We start from the raw sequence: 16,202 nt of genomic DNA on the forward strand, positions 1-16,202 counted from the left end.
GACCAGCGGCGGCGGCAGTTCGATCATGAGCGGGTGCCCCGGATGATGACCTTGAGGCCCTTGGCGCCAGTGCCGGCGGCGTCGATGTCGATGGTCATCTTGTCCGCCTTGGCCCACGTTGTGGTCCCAAGGATGCCGGCGGTGCCGCCGCCCGCCAGGTTGGTGTCGGTGTTCGCAGCCGCCGATGGATTGGTCGAAAACATGGTGGAGCCGTTTTTGTTGAGGTCGATCGTCACCGCGCCAGAAGAGCTTTGGGCCGAAAGACCGAAGAACACTTCCGTGATGGTTGCGTCCATCGGCGCATACCATGTGATTTTCGCGGTGCCGGTCGCGATGGCGGTGCTTTCGTCGGAGACGGCCACCTTGATTTCGAAGGGCGTGGATTTTTGATGAACAGCGAATAGCCGCTGCCGCTCTCGTCCTTGACGATCTTCCAGAAGTGGGGCGAGGTTGCGAGGATCATCAATCCCGCCCGCAGCAGCGGCTTCCAGAATAGCCGCGTCATCGGCTTTCAACATGCCGCGATCGGCTGCTATGTTGTACCGCTTGTCGTATGTGCCGGGAGCAACCCCGAGCAACCGGGCCGCTGCGGCTTTATTCCCGGCTGCCTTGAAAGCATCGGCAGCCTGTTGCGCCAGTTCGTCCGAAAGGGGCGCTTGCGCCATGTGCCGTCACTCCTTGCGTTGGTTGCGTTGGGGTGGCGTTGGGTTTGAACCAAGACTGGAGGGCCTTGTCGACCTGTCTCTGCTTTTGGACTACCCGCCCCTATGGGATAGAGATTGCCGGCCGCTCTGCTGTCTTGGGAGGATCGCCGGCCACTGGCGGATCGGGAAAGATCGACGGCGGTCAAATGCCCTTGTCGGAGGGAGTTTGTTCCTGTTCCAATTTGTTGGACGCTTCGAGAAAGGCTACGATGAAAGCCACGTCCAACTTTGTCGCCCCGAGGAACTGACCGTCCGCGGTGAATGCCATCACGGTTTGCTGGTTGCCCTCGACGGCTTTGACGCGAAAAGATTCATTCTTGAGCATCCGATGGTGCGCTCCGGAAGGCTTTTGGCGTCGAATCGGCTAAGCCTTGAGACATGAACGAGACCTCACTCTACGCGCCGGTGAAGCGGTTCCTCGAAAGTCTCGACTTCGTCGTGAAGGGGGAAATTGGCGGCTGCGACATCGTCGCGCTGCGCGAGGGTGAGCCGGCGATCGTCGTCATCTGCGAATTGAAGCTGCAATTCAATCTCGAACTGGTGCTGCAAGGCGTCGACCGCGCGACAGCTTGCGACGAAGTGTGGCTGGCGGCGCGCATGTCGGCGCGGGGCAAGGGCCGCGAAAGCGACGCCAGGTTTCGCAACCTCTGCCGCCGGCTCGGCTTCGGTTTGCTTGGTGTAACCGCGACTGACCGCATCGAGGTGCTTCTCAGTCCGGTCGCGCCTGCGCCGCGCAAGAACGCGCGACGCCGCTCCCGTCTTGTCGACGAGCATCAGCGCCGCCGCGGCGATCCTGTCGCGGGCGGAGGGTCGCGCAATCCGATCATGACCGCCTACCGCCAAAGCGCCCTCGCCTGCGCGGCCGCAATGGCCGATGGTCCCAAACGGCCGCGCGATCTGAAGGCCCTGACGCCGATCGCGCCGAAAATCCTGCAGCACAATGTCTATGGCTGGTTCGCGCGCGTGGACCGGGGCCTCTACGATCTCACGGATGCCGGCCGCGCCTCGCTGGTCCGTTGGCCCCAGGTCTCGTATGACGAAGCCCGACACGAGATTTTGATTGCGACGACCCCCTGAATGCGGGGACTTGCCGGGCATGAAGTACCCCTCTTGGTTGATTTTTCAGACAAAATATGCTGCTTGTCCCGCCCATGAAGACACTCTGCATGATGGCCGTGGCGTCCCTGATACTGGCCTTCCCGGCCAGCGCAATGGACAATGCTTTGCGTGCCGGGCTGATGAAACTTGATCCGCAAACACGCCTCGAGCAGCGGTGCGATGCCGAAGTTCTGGATCGGATCTCCCACGATGATCGCAAGTTCAAAGCCGATCGCGTCGTCGCCTACGCCTTCTCGACGCCCGAGATGAGCGCCGATGCGATCAGGAGCCCGGGTGCGGCGTTTCGCAGCAAAGGACAGTGGTATCGGCTGAAATTCAAGTGCCAGACGGGACCAGACCATATGCAAGTTCTCCAGCTCCGCTATCGAATCGGCGATGAGATCCCGGAAGCCGACTGGGCAAAGTACAATCTCTACGATTAGTTTTCGCGAATTTGGGTTCGCTTTGGCTCGCGAGCCGGCGGCGGCTGAACATCCCCTGTAATGCCACGGCCACGAAAATGGTTTTCCAGTGCTGTCCAGTGCTGTGTCTTGACGGCAGCGGACCATCCCTTTAGGCCCGTTTTGACAATCGACGACGAACACTCGGCGAAGGGCTTCCAGGTCGATGGAAATATTTACCGCCGCGGGCCTGTCGGCCCTCCTTCAGGTCATTGCCATCGACCTTGCCCTTGCGGGCGATAACGCCATTGTCATCGGCCTCGCCGCGGCCGGCTTGCCGGTCAGCCAGCGCAAGCGGGCGATCCTCGTCGGCATTGCGGCGGCCACCATTCTTCGCATTTTCTTCGCTCTGATCACGCAATGGCTGCTCACCATTGGCCCCATGCTGCTGATCGGGGGCGGCCTGCTTTTGCTGTGGGTCTGCTGGAAGATGTGGCGCGAATTGCGTGTCAGTCACGAGCAGGAGCGTGACGCGACCGAAGCGCTGTCGAATGGCGACTTCGACAAGGATGGCGTCGTAGGCGGCAAGGGGCCAAGTAAAACCTTCTCGCAGGCCGCGTGGCAGATTGTCATTGCCGACGTTTCGATGTCTCTCGACAATGTTCTGGCCGTGGCTGGCGCAGCCATGAACCATCCGACGGTGCTGATTGTCGGGCTGGCCCTGTCGATCGCCTTGATGGGCTTTGCCGCATCCTTCGTCGCGCGCCTGCTGCACAAGTACCGCTGGATTGCCTATATCGGCCTGGCGATCATTCTCTACGTCGCGGTCAAGATGCTGCTTGACGGCGCGGTCCAGCAATTCCCCGAGCATTTCACCTTCCTGGCACCCTGGTTCGGATCAAGCGGACATTGAGCCGCAATCAACGGCCGGCCGGCATGTTTGCCTGATCGCCGAACTCGTGTTATTGCGCCACGCGAATTGAGCTCATGCCAGAGCCACGCAAACCGCTATATGTTGGAACTTCGGACCGGATCAGCGTTTCCGGCTCGCGTCCATTGGAAATCTGCCCATGTCCGCCCCGCGCGTCAGCTTTGTCAGTCTCGGATGTCCCAAAGCCCTTGTCGATTCCGAGCGCATCATCACGCGTCTTCGAGCCGAGGGCTACGAGATCGCCCGCAAGCATGATGGCGCCGATCTCGTTGTGGTCAACACTTGCGGTTTCCTCGATTCCGCCCGCGACGAGTCGCTGAATGCCATCGGTTCCGCGCTTTCGGAAAACGGCAGGGTCATCGTCACCGGTTGCCTGGGTGCGGAGCCGGAGGTGATCCGCGAGAGGCATCCCAACGTGCTGGCGATCACCGGGCCGCAGGCCTATGAGAGCGTGATGGCCGCCGTGCACGAGGCAGCCCCGCCTTCGCATGATCCCTATATCGACCTCCTGCCGCCGCAGGGCGTCAAGCTGACCCCGCGCCACTATGCCTATCTCAAGATTTCGGAAGGCTGCAACAATCGCTGCACCTTCTGCATCATCCCGGCGCTGCGCGGCGATCTCGTCTCCCGGCCGGCCGCCGACGTTCTGCGCGAAGCCGAGAAACTGGCCAAGGCCGGCGTCAAGGAACTCCTCGTCATCTCGCAGGACACCAGCGCCTACGGCATCGACATCAAGTACCAGACGTCCATGTTCGGCGACCGCGAGGTGCGGGCGAAATTCCTCGATCTGTCAGAGGAACTGGGCAAGCTCGGCATCTGGGTGCGCATGCACTATGTCTACCCCTATCCGCATGTCGCCGATGTCATCCCGCTGATGGCTGAAGGAAAAATCCTTCCCTATCTGGACATTCCGTTCCAGCACGCCTCGCCGCAGGTGCTGAAGAACATGCGCCGGCCCGCGCATGGCGAAAAGACGCTCGAGCGCATTCGCGGCTGGCGCGACATGTGCCCGGATCTCGCCATCCGCTCTACCTTCATCGTCGGATTCCCTGGCGAAACGGACGATGATTTCGAGATGCTGCTCGATTGGCTGGACGAAGCCAAGATCGATCGCGCCGGCTGCTTCAAATACGAGCCGGTCAAGGGCGCCCGCTCCAATGTCCTCGGCCTCGAGCAGGTTCCGCAGGAGATCAAGGAAGCGCGCTGGCACCGCTTCATGCAGCGCCAGCAGAAGATTTCGGCGGCGCAGCTGGCCAGGAAGGTCGGCAAGCGCCTGCCGGTGCTGATTGACGAGGCGCACGGCACCTCGGCCAAGGGCCGCACCAAATACGATGCGCCCGAGATCGACGGCTCCGTCCACATCCAGTCGCGCCGCCCGTTGCGCGCCGGTGATATCGTCACCGTCAAGGTCGAGCGTGCCGACGCCTATGATCTCTATGGTTCGGCTGTCTGATCAGTCGGCTCGCGCCATTCCGATGCTAAAACCGCGTAGATATATTCGTCGCCCCAGACGCCATCGAACTGATCATTCTGTCTGAGGTGGGCTTCCCTACGGAGCCGCAGCCGCTCGACAACGCCGATAGATCCCTTGTTTGCGGCATCGAGCCGAGCAAAAATCCTGTGAAATCGAAACGCAGAGAAGCCGACGTTAATTATCTTGGCAACGGCTTCTGTCGCATAGCCTTTTCCGGCAAAGGCCGGGTTAAAGATATATCCCACCTCTCCCTGTCTGGCCGCCTTGCTGGCGAGTTTTAGAGTGACCTGCCCGGCAAGCGTTTCATCTTCACGGGTAACGACAGCAAGACGAAAGACATCGCCATCATTCTTGAAGGGTGCTTCGAGCATACCTTTGAATTTTTCTTCAAGCGCTTTTCGCGTCGGCACAGCGGAATAAAGGTATCGGTACAACTCCGGAAGCGAATGATATGCGGCGTATGACTCAAAATCACCTTCGGCAAATGGACGAAGCTGGAGACGTTCGGTCGTAAGCGGGAGGCTGAGTTCTGGCATATCCATCGCATATTGCTCCATGAAGAAGGTCCGCAGGCGGCACGACGACGCTGGTTGGTTTCGACCAATCCAGGCTTGCACGCAACGTTACGCAGAAAGGCCACGCCCTCCATCGGGCATACCCATAAACAAGAAGGGCGCCGCGCGGCGCCCTTCCCTTTTGCTAATTCCGTGCGTCTTATTGCGGCAGCTTGTCGTCGACGCCCTTGACGTAGAAATTCATGCCGAGCAGCGTGCCGTCGTCGGCGACCTCGCCGTCCTTCAGCCAGGGCGTGCCGTCCTGCTTGGCGATCGGCCCGGTAAAGGGGTTCCAGCCGCCGGCAATCTTCTTCTCGGTCGCCTCGGCCATCGCCTTCACGTCGTCAGGCATGTTGGTGTAGGGCGCGAGCTTGACCGCGCCGTCCTTGATGCCGAGCCAGACATTGTCCGGCTTCCAGGTGCCGTCCATGGCCGCCTTCACCCGGCTGATGTAGTACGGACCCCATTCGTCGGTCAGCGAGGTCAGTTGAGCGTTCGGCGCGAACTTGATCATGTCGGATGACTGGCCAAAGCCGTGCAGCTTGCGCTCCTCGGCCACCTGCAGCGCCGCGGTCGAATCGGTGTGCTGGACGATGATATCGGCGCCCTGGTCGAACAACGCCTTGGCCGCGTCGGCTTCCTTGCCCGGATCGAACCAGGAATTGACCCAGACGATCTTGGCCTTGAAGTTCGGGTTGATCGACTGCGCGCCGAGCATGAAGGAGTTGATGCCCATGACCACTTCCGGGATCGGGAAGGAAACGATGTAGCCGGCCACGCCGGACTTCGATTCCTTGGCGGCGATCTGGCCGAGCACGTAGCGGCCTTCATAGAAACGCGCATTGTAGATGCCGAGGTTGTCACCGGTCTTGTAACCGGTGGCGTGCTCGAACATCACCTTCGGAAACTTCTTGGCGACCTTCACTTCGGCGTCCATGAAGCCGAACGACGTGCCGAAGATGATCTTGCAGCCTTCGCGCGCCAGGCGCTCGAAGGCACGGTCGGCATCGGGGCCCTCGGAGACGTTCTCCAGATAGGCGGTTTCGACCTTGTCGCCGAGCGCCTTCTCGACCTCGAGCCGGCCCTGGTCGTGCTGGTAGGAATAGCCGAAATCGCCGATCGGGCCAGTGTAGACCCAGCAGGCCTTGAACTTGTCGGCAGCCTCTGCGGACACAGCCAGCGAAAGTGCCGCTGTCGTGGTCATCAGGGCAATAAGCAGTTTTTTCATCGTGTTACCTCTCTGAGTTTAAGCCTTGGAGCTTCCCGTCTTTTTATTGTTGTCAACGATCCGGAACGAATGGCTGCCCCAGGGATGCCGGCGTGTTCATCATCGTCAGACGCTTGTTGCGCGAGATTAGAACGAGAACCACGACGGTTGCCAGATAGGGCAGAGAAGAAAGCATCTGCGAGGGCACAGGAATGCCAAAAGCCTGTGCATGAAGCTGGCCGATCCACACCGCGCCGAAGATGTAGGCGCCGGCCAGCACCCGCCATGGCCGCCATGACGCGAACACCACCAGCGCCAGCGCGATCCAGCCACGGCCCGCGGACATGTTCTCGACCCACTGCGGCGTATAGACCAGTGACAGATGGCCGCCGGCAAGGCCGGCGCAGGCGCCGCCAAAGATGACCGAGAGATAGCGGTAGCGGATGACCTTGATGCCGAGCGCGTGCGCCGAGGCATGACTGTCGCCGATCGAGCGCAGCGTGAGCCCGGTGCGCGTCTTGAACAGGAACCACATCACCGCCGCCGTCAGCGCGATCGAAATGTAGAACACCGGATCCTGGCCGAACAGCAGCTTGCCCACGACCGGGATCGAGCTCAGCCCGGGAATGTCGAGATTGGGCAGCCTGACCCCGGGCTGGCCGACGAAGCTCGTTCCGATCATGCCGGAGAGGCCGAGGCCGAGCAGGGTCAGCGACAGACCGGTCGCGACCTGATTGGTGGCGAGCGACAGCGTCATGACCGCGAACAGCAGCGAGAACACGGCTCCCATGGCGATGGCGGCCAGAAGGCCGATCCAGGGCGAGCCGGTCAGATAACCGGCTCCGAAGCCGGCCACCGCGCCCATGATCATCATGCCTTCGACGCCGAGATTGAGCACGCCGGAGCGTTCGACCACCAGTTCGCCGATCGCCGCGATGAGAAGCGGCGTCGCGGCGGTGGCGATGGTCAGGAGGATGTTGACGGTGATGTCCATCAGCGGGCTTCCTTCAGCTTCGGCGCGGCTTCCAGCTTCGCCGCACCATCCGGTTTCGTCAGCGCCAGGCCGATCAGCCGGATGCGGTAGTGAATGAGCGTGTCGCAGCCGAGCACGAAGAACAAAAGCATGCCCTGAAACACTCTCGCCACCTTGTCGGAAATGCCAAGCGCGCTTTGCACCGCCTCGCCGCCGAGATAGGTTAGCGCGAGCACCAGGCCGGCTGCGATGATGCCGAGCGGATTGAGGCGGCCGAGGAACGCCACGATAATGGCGGTGAAGCCATAGCCGGGCGAGATCACCGGCTGCAATTGCCCGATGGCGCCGGAGACTTCCGAAATGCCGGCAAGACCGGCCAGCGCTCCTGACAGCAGGAAGGCGAAGAACACCATCCGGCTGAGGCCGAAGCCGGCGAAGCGCCCTGCCCTTGGGCTGGAACCCAGCACGCGGACCTCGAAGCCCTTGAGCATGCGGCCCATCAGGATCCAGATCAGCACCGCGGCAAGGAGTGCGAAGACAAAGCCCCAATTGGCCCGCCCGGCATCCGGCATCAGCTGCGGCAAGGTGGCCGCATCGCCGAATTGGATCGTCTGCGGGAAGCCGTGGCCTTGCGGATCGCGCCATGGACCGCGCACCAGCCAGTCGAGGAAGAGCTGGGCGACGTAGACCAGCATCAGACTGGTCAGGATCTCGTTGGTATTGAACCGGGTCTTCAGCAAGGCCGGGATCGCCGCATAGGCCGCGCCACCGACCATGCCGAGCAGAAGCATCAGCGGCAGCACCAGCGGGCCTTCGAATTGTGGAAACAGCACCGGAATGATGGAGCCGAATATAGCGCCGAAAATGAACTGGCCTTCGGCGCCGATGTTCCAGATGTTGGCCTTGTAGCAGACAGACAGGCCGACCGCGATCAGGATGAGTGGCGCCGCCTTGATCGCCAGTTCATGCAACTGCCAGACCTGGCTGACCGGTTCGATGAAGTATATCCGGAACGCGGTCAGCGGATTGACGCCGAGCAGCGCGAACATGATGGCGCCGGCGATGATCGTCAGCGCGAAGGCGATGAACGGTGACAGCATCGAGAACAGCGCCGAGCGCTGCGGGCGTTTGACGAGTTCGAGGCGCATCATGCCGTCTCCAGCGTATGTTCGGCGTGGCCGGGCTCGGCGCCACCCATCAGCAGACCGACCTTCTCGAAGGTTGCTTCGGCGATCGGCATCGGCTTGGAAAGCTCGCCATTGTGCATGACCGCGATCGCGTCGGATATTTCGAACAGTTCGTCGAGATCCTGGCTGATCACCAGCACCGCCGATCCGCTGCGCGACAGTTCGATCAATGCCTGCCGGATATGGGCGGCGGCACCGGCGTCGACGCCCCAAGTGGGCTGGTTCACCACCATCACGCTTGGCCGTCGGTCGAGTTCGCGGCCGACGATGAATTTCTGCAGATTGCCGCCCGAAAGCGCTGCAGCTTCGGGATCCGGCGCGCTCTTGCGCACATCCATTGCCTCGATGATGCGTTGGGAGGCGGCGTAGACAGCCCCGCTCTTCACCATCCCACCGGCGCCGACGAAGGCCCTGCCGTCGGTCGCATGCCGCGACAGCAGCAGGTTTTCCGAGAGTTTCATGCGTGGTGCCGCGCCATGGCCGAGACGCTCCTCAGGCACGAAGGCGGCACCCAGCAGGCGGCGCCCGGTGATGGTGAGGCCACCGGCATCCTTGCCCCGGATGCGCACCGAAGCGGCATCCTGCTGCAAGACTTCGCCTGAGACGGATTCAAAGAATTCGCCCTGGCCGTTGCCGGCGACACCAGCGATGCCGATCACCTCGCCAGCACGGACGTTGAGGCTGATGGTCTTGAGCGGAATGGAGAATGGCGTTGCCGGCTTGCGGCTGAGGCTGCGGATTTCGAGCAGCGGCTGCGCGGTTTCGATCCCCTCTACCGGCGCACGCACCACGGCCTGCACCTCGTTGCCGACCATCATGCGGGCGAGCGAAGCGGCAGTCTCTTCGCGTGGATTGCAGTGACCGACCACCTTGCCATGCCGCAACACGGTGGCGCGGTCGCAGATGCGTTTGACCTCTTCGAGCCGGTGCGAAATGTAGAGGATCGATTTGCCTTCCGAGCGCAGCCGCTCCAGTGTCTCGAACAGCTTGTCCGCTTCCTGCGGCGTCAGTACCGATGTCGGCTCGTCCAGGATGATGAGTTGCGGCGTCTGCAGCAGGCAGCGGATGATCTCGATGCGCTGGCGCTCACCGACCGACAGGTCGCCGACCAGCGATTCCGGATCGAGCGGCAGGCCATAGCTGTAGGAAAGCGCCCTTGCCTTCGCGGCGATGCTGCTGATCGGCGAACCGTCGTCCAGGGACAGCGCGATGTTTTCGGCCGCGGTCAGCGCCTCGAACAGCGAAAAATGCTGGAACACCATGCCGATGCCGAGCTTCTTCGCCGCACCCGGGCTGGTGATCCGCACAGCCTGGCCATTCCAGAAAATCTCGCCGGAATTCGGCTCCAGCGAGCCGAACAGCATCTTGACTAGCGTCGATTTGCCGGCGCCGTTCTCCCCGAGCAGCGCGTGGATTTCACCTTTGGCGATGTTGAGGTCGATATGATCGCACGCGGTCAGCGTGCCGAATATCTTGGTCAGGCCACGAACCTCAAGCAGGTTCGCCCCATCATGATTTGCACTCACAGTGCCTCCCATCCGGATTGCCGGACATGTTCTGTGTTCCCGCAAGCATCGTATGCGTGGCCAGCGCTTGTGCGAAAGCAGCACTCGACTTGAAAGAGCTTCAAGAATTTCAGCGGAAACTCAAGGGTAAAGATCAGCCTTCCTTGCCTCAGCATGCAGCAGGCCGGGTTTTCGTGCAAACGGTGCCCGCGACCGCGGCAATACGGCGAAAACCAAGGCAGACTCCCCTCACGGAACCAGGATGGTCGTGCCTGTCGTGCGGCGGCCTTCAAGATCCGAATGCGCCTTGCCCGCGTCTTTCAGCGCATAGCGCTGGTTGATCTTGATCTGGACGGCGCCGCTGAGCACCACCTCGAACAGCGCGGCAGCCGAGGCGTCGAGGTCCTCGCGTTTTGCGTTGTAGACGAAAAGCGTTGGCCTGGTGGCGAACAAGGAGCCTTTCTGCGCCAGCAACGACATCGAGAACGGCGGGATCGGCCCCGAGGACTGGCCGAAGCTGACGAACATGCCGAGCGGCTTCAGACAGTCGAGCGAGGCCGGAAATGTGTCGTTGCCCACCGAATCGTAGACGACATCGCATTTCCTGCCGCCGGTGATGGCCGCGACGCCGGCGACGAAATCCTGCTCCTTGTAGTTGATGACATGGTCGAAGCCGTGCGCCTTGGCGAGTTCAATCTTGTCGCTCGAGCTTGCCGTGCCGATGACGGTCGCGCCCAGATGTTTCGCCCATTGGCCGAGGATAAGCCCGACGCCGCCGGCAGCGGCATGAAACAGGATGGTGTCGCCGGCCTTGACCTTGAAGGTCCGCCGCAGGAGATACTCGGCGGTCATGCCTTTCAGCATCATCGCGGCCGCCTGTTCGTCGCTGATGCCGTCCGGAACCTTGACGACCCGGCTGGCGTCGATGACGCGTTCTTGCGCGTAGGCGCCCGTCGTCACGGCGTAGGCGATCCGGTCCCCCGGCTTCAGCCAGTCGACGTCCTGCCCGACCTCCAGCACCACGCCGGCGGCCTCGCTGCCCGGAATGAGCGGAAACCCGCCGGGCGGCGGGTAAAGGCCCGAGCGATGATAGACGTCGATGAAGTTGAGGCCGATTGCCGTATGCCTGACCAGGATCTGCCCCGATCCCGGCCGGCCGGGATCGGCGTCCTCATAGGTCAGAACCTCCGGGCCGCCATTGGCGTGGATGCGGATCGCTTTGGACATGGATTGAGCTTCCTCTGGGAGCGGCGGATCAGGTCTTCTTGGCACCGAGATTTGGAAAGAACTGCATGATGCCACCGATGCAGGCCAGATAAAGCCCGGTAACGGTGATGCCGATCTTGGTGAAAGTGCTGACCTGTTCGCCGAGCACTCCGATCTGGTCGTAGAAGGCTGCGAGAGCCGCCTGTGCAAGGGCAAGCGCGCCGAAGGCGCACCACAAAAGGGTGATCGTGAGATTGATGCGGCGCAGCCGCACCACCCGCACCGGATGAATGAAATTGATCGGGATGAACGTCAGAATACCTGCCACCACCACCACGGCGAACGAAACCCATTGTCCCGGCTCGATGACGAAGAGCGTGAACACCACCATGTTCCAGACGACGGGGAATCCCTTGAAGAAATTCTCCTTCGTCTTCATGCCGGTGTCGGCATAGTAGATCGCACTGGAGACGACGATGATCGCAGCCGACAGGAACGACAGGCCCTCGCCCATGAAGCCGCGCTGGTAGAGCGCGAAGGCCGGGATCAGCACGTAGGTCACGTAGTCGATGATGTTGTCGAGGAGTTCGCCCGACCATGTCGGCAGGATTTCCTTGACCTCGAGTTTTCGGGCGATCGGCCCGTCGATACCGTCGACGAACAGAGCCAGACCAAGCCACCAGAACATTGCCGTCCAGCGCTCCTCGCTCGCCGCCACCAGCGACAGGAAGGCAAGGAACGAGCCTGATGCCGTGAGCAGATGGACGGAGAACGCCCTTGCCTGGGGCCAGGTGACTTTCTTCTTAGGTCGCGGAATCCGGTCCGTGATCTTCTTGGCGGCTTTCCTGGCCGTTGTGTTCTTGCTCACGGGCCCCGCCAATCCAGCTTGCAGATTTCGGCCGAGCGGCCTGCAAAATTCCAATTGCGGCCAAAGGCCCGCATCTTGCTCTTGTCGGACCTGGCCACGATGATTTCCGGCGCAATCCAGTATTCCGAATTGCTGATCACTGTATCCTTCTCGCGGTCCTTGCCTGTGATTGGCGTGACCGCCCCGTCTATGATCTTCGGTATTTGGAAGATACGCGTCTTGTCCCGCGTCTCATAGGTGATCGGCACCTGTTCGACACCCAGGAATTTCCCGACGAGGATCGACAGCAGCGATGTGGTCCCGCCCGCCTTGCCGGTGAAGATCTTCGTCAATGCCTTGACCGCGTAGATCGAGGCGCGTTTGTCGATGAACAGGCCGGCGGTCCAGTTGCCGCGGCTCATGTAACCGGGAATTTCCATGATCAGTCCAAGATTAAGGCTGGAAAGATCGACCTCGCCGAAATGTCCGGAATCGATGCGGAAACCAGCCCAGGTCTGGCAATAGCCCTCGGTCGGAGGGTGACTCCCAAGCGACAGCACGCAAGGGCAGAAAACCGTGCAATTGCAGGAGAGTACGAGCTCTCCTTTCATCGCCCAGCCCTGATCTGTCATCGAATTTCCCCCAGTCACAGCGAGATTACTAGCAGCGCGGCTGCCCAGACAAGCAGTATCGCACCGGCCAGCCGGGTTGGAAGACTGCCCGTCGTCTGTTTTTCAATCAGGGTGAACAGGCCGATCAGCGCCATCCAGAAGACGTTCATGACGCCCACGGCGAACATCACCAGCATCAGCGCCCAGCAGCAGCCGAGGCACCAAGCCCCTTGGACGAGGCCGAGCCTGAAGACGCGGCCCGCTTTGGCACTCCAGTTCGAAAACAGGATCGAGAACGGGTTGCGGCATTGCTTCAGGCAGGCCTCCTTGAAGCCGCTGAACTGGTAGAGGCCAGCAATCATCAATGCGAGTGCGCCGGCAACGCCAAGGAGCGGATCGAGCATGTCGCCGGATGCGGCGAATGTGTGCACAGCAAGCGTGAGCGCCGCGAACAGCATCGAGGCGGCGAACCAGACGCTGAGATAACCGGCAACCAGCGCCAGCGGATGAACAACTGGCTCGCCCTTGATCCGGGCTGTATCGGCAATCTCGCAATAGGTGCGGATCATCGGCGCCGCGGACGGCAGCATCGCGGCGATCGCCATCAGGAACCACATGAGAATGAGTGCCACGGCACGCGGACCGATGCTTCCATCCAGCGGCGCCGGCGACAGGCAGAGCGCGAAGAACCGTTCAAGAAAATCGGGCAATGGCAGTTGCGGCAGGCCGCGCAGGAGAGCGTCGCCGGGCGCGCCGCCCCGGGCATCGGCGCCGCGGATCGCCATCGCGGCCAGCGACAGCCAGGCGAGCAGAATGCTTGCGCCGACAACGACGTTGACCGTCGGGCGCGGGTTGCGCGCGACATTTGCCATGGCGCGGCCGGCGCGGTCGAGATGGCTGAAATCGTGCTGGTGGCCGGTCATGACAACCGAATGGGCCGAATCGCCGCGTTGATCAAGCCGCATGATCTGACCTATATGCTGCTCCACTGGCAGGTCTGGTTGGGCCGCCTCGCACAGCAAGCCGGAAAGCCGATCGTGGAGCATCAGGAAACAGCGCGCATACTGATTGCCGGCACCGGGCCGGCAGGGCTGATCGCGGCGCTCGCTTTCGCCGATTCCGGTTTCCCGGTGACGCTTGTCGGGCCAGAGGCTTCAGCCCCCGATGGCCGCACCACGGCGCTGATGACCCCTGCCCTGAAGGTGCTGGAGCGGCTTGATGTCCTCGAAGCGATCAAGTCCAAAGCCGCACCCTTGAAAGTGATGCGCATCGTCGATGCGACCAGCCGGCTGATCCGCAGCCCCGTTGTCACCTTCCGCGCCAGCGAGATCGACGAAGAGCAGTTCGGCCTGAACCTGCCCAACAGCATCTTTGCTCCGGCGCTTGCCGGCAAGGTGGCCGGCCATTCCGGGATCGAATGGCTGAGGTCCGTGGTCAAGGCCTGGCATCTCGGTGCGGACAGGGCCGATGCTGAACTCGCCGATGGCAGCGCGGTTGGTGCATCGCTGGCGGTCGCGGCCGATGGACGCCTGTCGCCTGCTCGCGAGGCGGCGGGCATTTCGACCGCCGCGCGCTCCTATCCGCAGGCGGCGCTGGTGCTCAATTTCAGCCATGGCCGCGACCATGCCTTCACTTCGACGGAGTTCCATACCGAGACCGGTCCATTCACGCAGGTTCCGTTGCCCGGCAATCGCTCAAGCCTCGTCTGGGTGGTGAAGCCCGAGACCGCCAAGGAACTTGCCGCATTGGATGATGTAGCGCTCTCCTTGCGGGTCGAGCAGCGGATGCAGTCGATGCTGGGTCGGGTCACGGTGGAGCCGGGCCGGCAGATTTATCCGCTTTCAACCGTGACCCCTCTGCGTTTCGCGCGACAGCGTGTGGCGCTTGTCGGCGAGGCCGCCCACGTATTCCCGCCGATCGGTGCGCAAGGTCTCAACCTTGGCATCAGGGATATCGACGATCTCGTTGGAATTGCGAACGAAAATCGCGAAGATCCCGGCGCGGCCAGGGCCCTTGCCGCCTACGATTTCAAACGCCGCCCCGATGTTCTGGCACGCAGCAGCGCTGTCAATCTGCTCAACATGTCACTGCTCTCCGACATGCTGCCGGCGCAGATGGCACGTGGCGCCGGTCTCGGCGTGCTTGGCGGGTTTGCGCCGCTCCGCGCGTTCTTCATGCGCGAAGGACTTCGTCCCGGCAGCGGCTTTGCGGCGCTTGCGGGCGGCCTGCGAAAGCCAATGCGGCAGCAGTAGCGATCTTGCGGACATTCCTGCGATCCACGACGCCGGAGGACGTCGGATATTGATCACGTCGATCAAAACCTTTGCTCCGCGTTCTACCTAACTTGAGCACGCTCAAGCGCTCCGGGATTGAATTGGGTCGGAGTCCGCGCCAAATAAAATCAAGGAATTCAGTGGTGAGTACGATGAAAACGGCCAAATTCGCGATCGGACAGGTGGTTCGCCACCGCCTGTTTCCGTTTCGAGGCATCATTTTCGACGTCGACCCGCAATTCGCCAACACCGACGAATGGTACGAGGCGATCCCCGCCGATGTGCGGCCGCGCAAGGACCAACCATTCTATCACCTGCTCGCCGAGAATTCGGAAACCGAATACATCGCCTATGTATCCGAGCAGAACCTGCTCGAGGATCAGTCCGGCGAGCCGGTCCGCCACCCGCAGATCAAGGAGATGTTCGACAAGAAGCCCGACGGGCGATACGAGCCGAAACGCCAGTCGCGGCACTGATACGCCGGGAATCCAGGTAAGACCGGGAACGAAAAAAGCGGGGCATGACCCCGCTTTTTTCTTTAACCCAGGGAATGACCCAATGCCGGTGATCAGTTGGCGGTCTTCGCCTTGTCCTGCTCGTCCTTGAGCTTCTTGGCGAAGTCCTGGTTGTTCTTGGCCACGAAGTCCTGCAGCTTCTTCTGCCGGTCCTCGATGTCGGACTGCTGCAGCGGGGGGCCGTCATAGGCGCCGCTGAAGCCCTGTAGCGCGATCTTGATCGGGTTAGGCTGGTTCTGGAAATTGACGGAGGTGAGCGTAATCGCCTGGCCCTTCTTGAAGGCTCCGACGAGTTGGTCAGTCAGCGGCACTTCCGCCACGCAACGATCCGGGAAGCAGATGACATAGTCGAGCTTCTGCGCCTTGCCGGTGTCGATCTGCAGGCCGATGCCGGGAGGCACCAGACGGCCGGTCGGGACCGTCACCTGAAACACCTTACGATTCACTTTGCCCTTCAGCTCGATCAAGCTCACACCAGTGACGAGCTGGCCATTGCCGGCGGTGACGATGTTCTGGACGTTGCAGATGTCGACGTCCTCCTGCTTGGTGCAGGCCTTGAACCAGCCCTGTGGGATTTGCGGCTGCTGCTGTGCGGAAGCAGAGGGAAGTCCTGCGCCCAGAAAGCCGGCCACGCCCGCGGCCATGACCGAAAGGCGGTACGCATTGCTGTTCAGGCTCGTCATGTCGTGCACTTCCTCTCAAATGATCCCGGGACC

18 protein-coding genes are annotated in these 16,202 nt (G+C 61.7%); 6 read left to right on the forward strand and 12 right to left on the reverse strand.

Annotated elements, in window-relative coordinates:
• Positions 1 to 23 precede the first annotated feature (23 nt).
• Positions 24 to 665 (reverse strand): hypothetical protein, encoded by a 642-nt coding sequence (locus FJ930_RS18430; RefSeq protein WP_141839604.1) that lies wholly within the window; start codon positions 663 to 665, stop codon positions 24 to 26.
• A gap of 181 nt (positions 666 to 846) precedes the next feature.
• Positions 847 to 1,029, reverse strand: coding sequence for a hypothetical protein (locus tag FJ930_RS18435; protein ID WP_140739432.1), 183 nt, complete (start codon positions 1,027 to 1,029; stop codon positions 847 to 849).
• A 53-nt stretch (positions 1,030 to 1,082) separates the two neighbouring features.
• Between FJ930_RS18435 and FJ930_RS18440 the strand changes: the two genes are divergently transcribed.
• The 4 genes from FJ930_RS18440 to rimO all read left to right on the forward strand — a co-directional run bounded on the left by FJ930_RS18440 (position 1,083) and on the right by rimO (position 4,587).
• Positions 1,083 to 1,781: a DUF2161 domain-containing phosphodiesterase gene (locus tag FJ930_RS18440; RefSeq protein WP_141839605.1), complete on the forward strand. Its 699-nt coding sequence runs from the start codon at positions 1,083 to 1,085 to the stop codon at positions 1,779 to 1,781.
• Between the two features lie 56 nt (positions 1,782 to 1,837).
• Positions 1,838 to 2,245, forward strand: a complete 408-nt coding sequence (locus FJ930_RS18445; RefSeq protein WP_181763418.1) for a DUF930 domain-containing protein — start codon at positions 1,838 to 1,840, stop codon at positions 2,243 to 2,245.
• A gap of 184 nt (positions 2,246 to 2,429) precedes the next feature.
• The gene (locus FJ930_RS18450; protein ID WP_140739441.1) at positions 2,430 to 3,116 is read left to right on the forward strand and encodes a TerC family protein; all 687 of its coding nucleotides are present in this window, start codon (positions 2,430 to 2,432) and stop codon (positions 3,114 to 3,116) included.
• Between the two features lie 157 nt (positions 3,117 to 3,273).
• The gene (gene rimO, locus FJ930_RS18455) at positions 3,274 to 4,587 is read left to right on the forward strand and encodes a 30S ribosomal protein S12 methylthiotransferase RimO (protein WP_140739444.1); all 1,314 of its coding nucleotides are present in this window, start codon (positions 3,274 to 3,276) and stop codon (positions 4,585 to 4,587) included.
• Here the strand turns inward: rimO and FJ930_RS18460 are convergent.
• The 9 genes from FJ930_RS18460 to FJ930_RS18500 all read right to left on the reverse strand — a co-directional run bounded on the left by FJ930_RS18460 (position 4,569) and on the right by FJ930_RS18500 (position 13,663).
• Entirely contained in the window at positions 4,569 to 5,165 is a 597-nt protein-coding gene (locus FJ930_RS18460; protein WP_246676952.1) for a GNAT family N-acetyltransferase, read from the reverse strand. The two genes, rimO and FJ930_RS18460, sit on opposite strands and share 19 nt — an antisense overlap.
• A gap of 157 nt (positions 5,166 to 5,322) precedes the next feature.
• A complete protein-coding gene (locus FJ930_RS18465) occupies positions 5,323 to 6,390 on the reverse strand; it encodes a BMP family ABC transporter substrate-binding protein (RefSeq protein WP_140739447.1) in 1,068 nt (355 codons plus the stop codon).
• A 52-nt stretch (positions 6,391 to 6,442) separates the two neighbouring features.
• On the reverse strand, positions 6,443 to 7,363 hold the full coding sequence (locus FJ930_RS18470; RefSeq protein ID WP_140739450.1) for an ABC transporter permease: 921 nt from the start codon (positions 7,361 to 7,363) through the stop codon (positions 6,443 to 6,445).
• Positions 7,363 to 8,493 (reverse strand): ABC transporter permease, encoded by a 1,131-nt coding sequence (locus tag FJ930_RS18475; RefSeq protein WP_140739452.1) that lies wholly within the window; start codon positions 8,491 to 8,493, stop codon positions 7,363 to 7,365. The genes FJ930_RS18470 and FJ930_RS18475 overlap by 1 nt, the downstream gene beginning before the upstream one ends.
• Positions 8,490 to 10,067: an ABC transporter ATP-binding protein gene (locus FJ930_RS18480; protein WP_181763419.1), complete on the reverse strand. Its 1,578-nt coding sequence runs from the start codon at positions 10,065 to 10,067 to the stop codon at positions 8,490 to 8,492. Before FJ930_RS18480 ends, FJ930_RS18475 begins: the two co-directional genes overlap by 4 nt.
• 216 nt (positions 10,068 to 10,283) lie before the next feature.
• Positions 10,284 to 11,261: a quinone oxidoreductase gene (locus tag FJ930_RS18485; RefSeq protein ID WP_141839608.1), complete on the reverse strand. Its 978-nt coding sequence runs from the start codon at positions 11,259 to 11,261 to the stop codon at positions 10,284 to 10,286.
• Between the two features lie 28 nt (positions 11,262 to 11,289).
• On the reverse strand, positions 11,290 to 12,108 hold the full coding sequence (pcsA, locus tag FJ930_RS18490) for a phosphatidylcholine synthase (RefSeq protein WP_140739461.1): 819 nt from the start codon (positions 12,106 to 12,108) through the stop codon (positions 11,290 to 11,292).
• Positions 12,105 to 12,719, reverse strand: coding sequence for a DUF1326 domain-containing protein (locus FJ930_RS18495; RefSeq protein WP_140739464.1), 615 nt, complete (start codon positions 12,717 to 12,719; stop codon positions 12,105 to 12,107). Before FJ930_RS18495 ends, pcsA begins: the two co-directional genes overlap by 4 nt.
• Before the next feature lie 14 nt (positions 12,720 to 12,733).
• Positions 12,734 to 13,663: a DUF2182 domain-containing protein gene (locus FJ930_RS18500; protein WP_140739467.1), complete on the reverse strand. Its 930-nt coding sequence runs from the start codon at positions 13,661 to 13,663 to the stop codon at positions 12,734 to 12,736.
• A gap of 72 nt (positions 13,664 to 13,735) precedes the next feature.
• Between FJ930_RS18500 and FJ930_RS18505 the strand changes: the two genes are divergently transcribed.
• Both FJ930_RS18505 and hspQ read left to right on the forward strand, forming a co-directional pair.
• The gene (locus FJ930_RS18505; RefSeq protein ID WP_141839694.1) at positions 13,736 to 14,950 is read left to right on the forward strand and encodes a UbiH/UbiF family hydroxylase; all 1,215 of its coding nucleotides are present in this window, start codon (positions 13,736 to 13,738) and stop codon (positions 14,948 to 14,950) included.
• A 173-nt stretch (positions 14,951 to 15,123) separates the two neighbouring features.
• Positions 15,124 to 15,447, forward strand: coding sequence for a heat shock protein HspQ (gene hspQ, locus FJ930_RS18510; RefSeq protein WP_027027770.1), 324 nt, complete (start codon positions 15,124 to 15,126; stop codon positions 15,445 to 15,447).
• Positions 15,448 to 15,539: 92 nt separating this feature from the next.
• Here the strand turns inward: hspQ and FJ930_RS18515 are convergent, their stop codons facing one another.
• Complete coding sequence (locus FJ930_RS18515; protein WP_140606916.1) at positions 15,540 to 16,169, reverse strand: invasion associated locus B family protein; 630 nt, start codon at positions 16,167 to 16,169, stop codon at positions 15,540 to 15,542.
• Positions 16,170 to 16,202: the final 33 nt, after the last annotated feature.

Origin of the sequence: Mesorhizobium sp. B2-4-15 (genome assembly GCF_006658505.1) — a bacterium.
Lineage (GTDB): Bacteria > Pseudomonadota > Alphaproteobacteria > Rhizobiales > Rhizobiaceae > Mesorhizobium.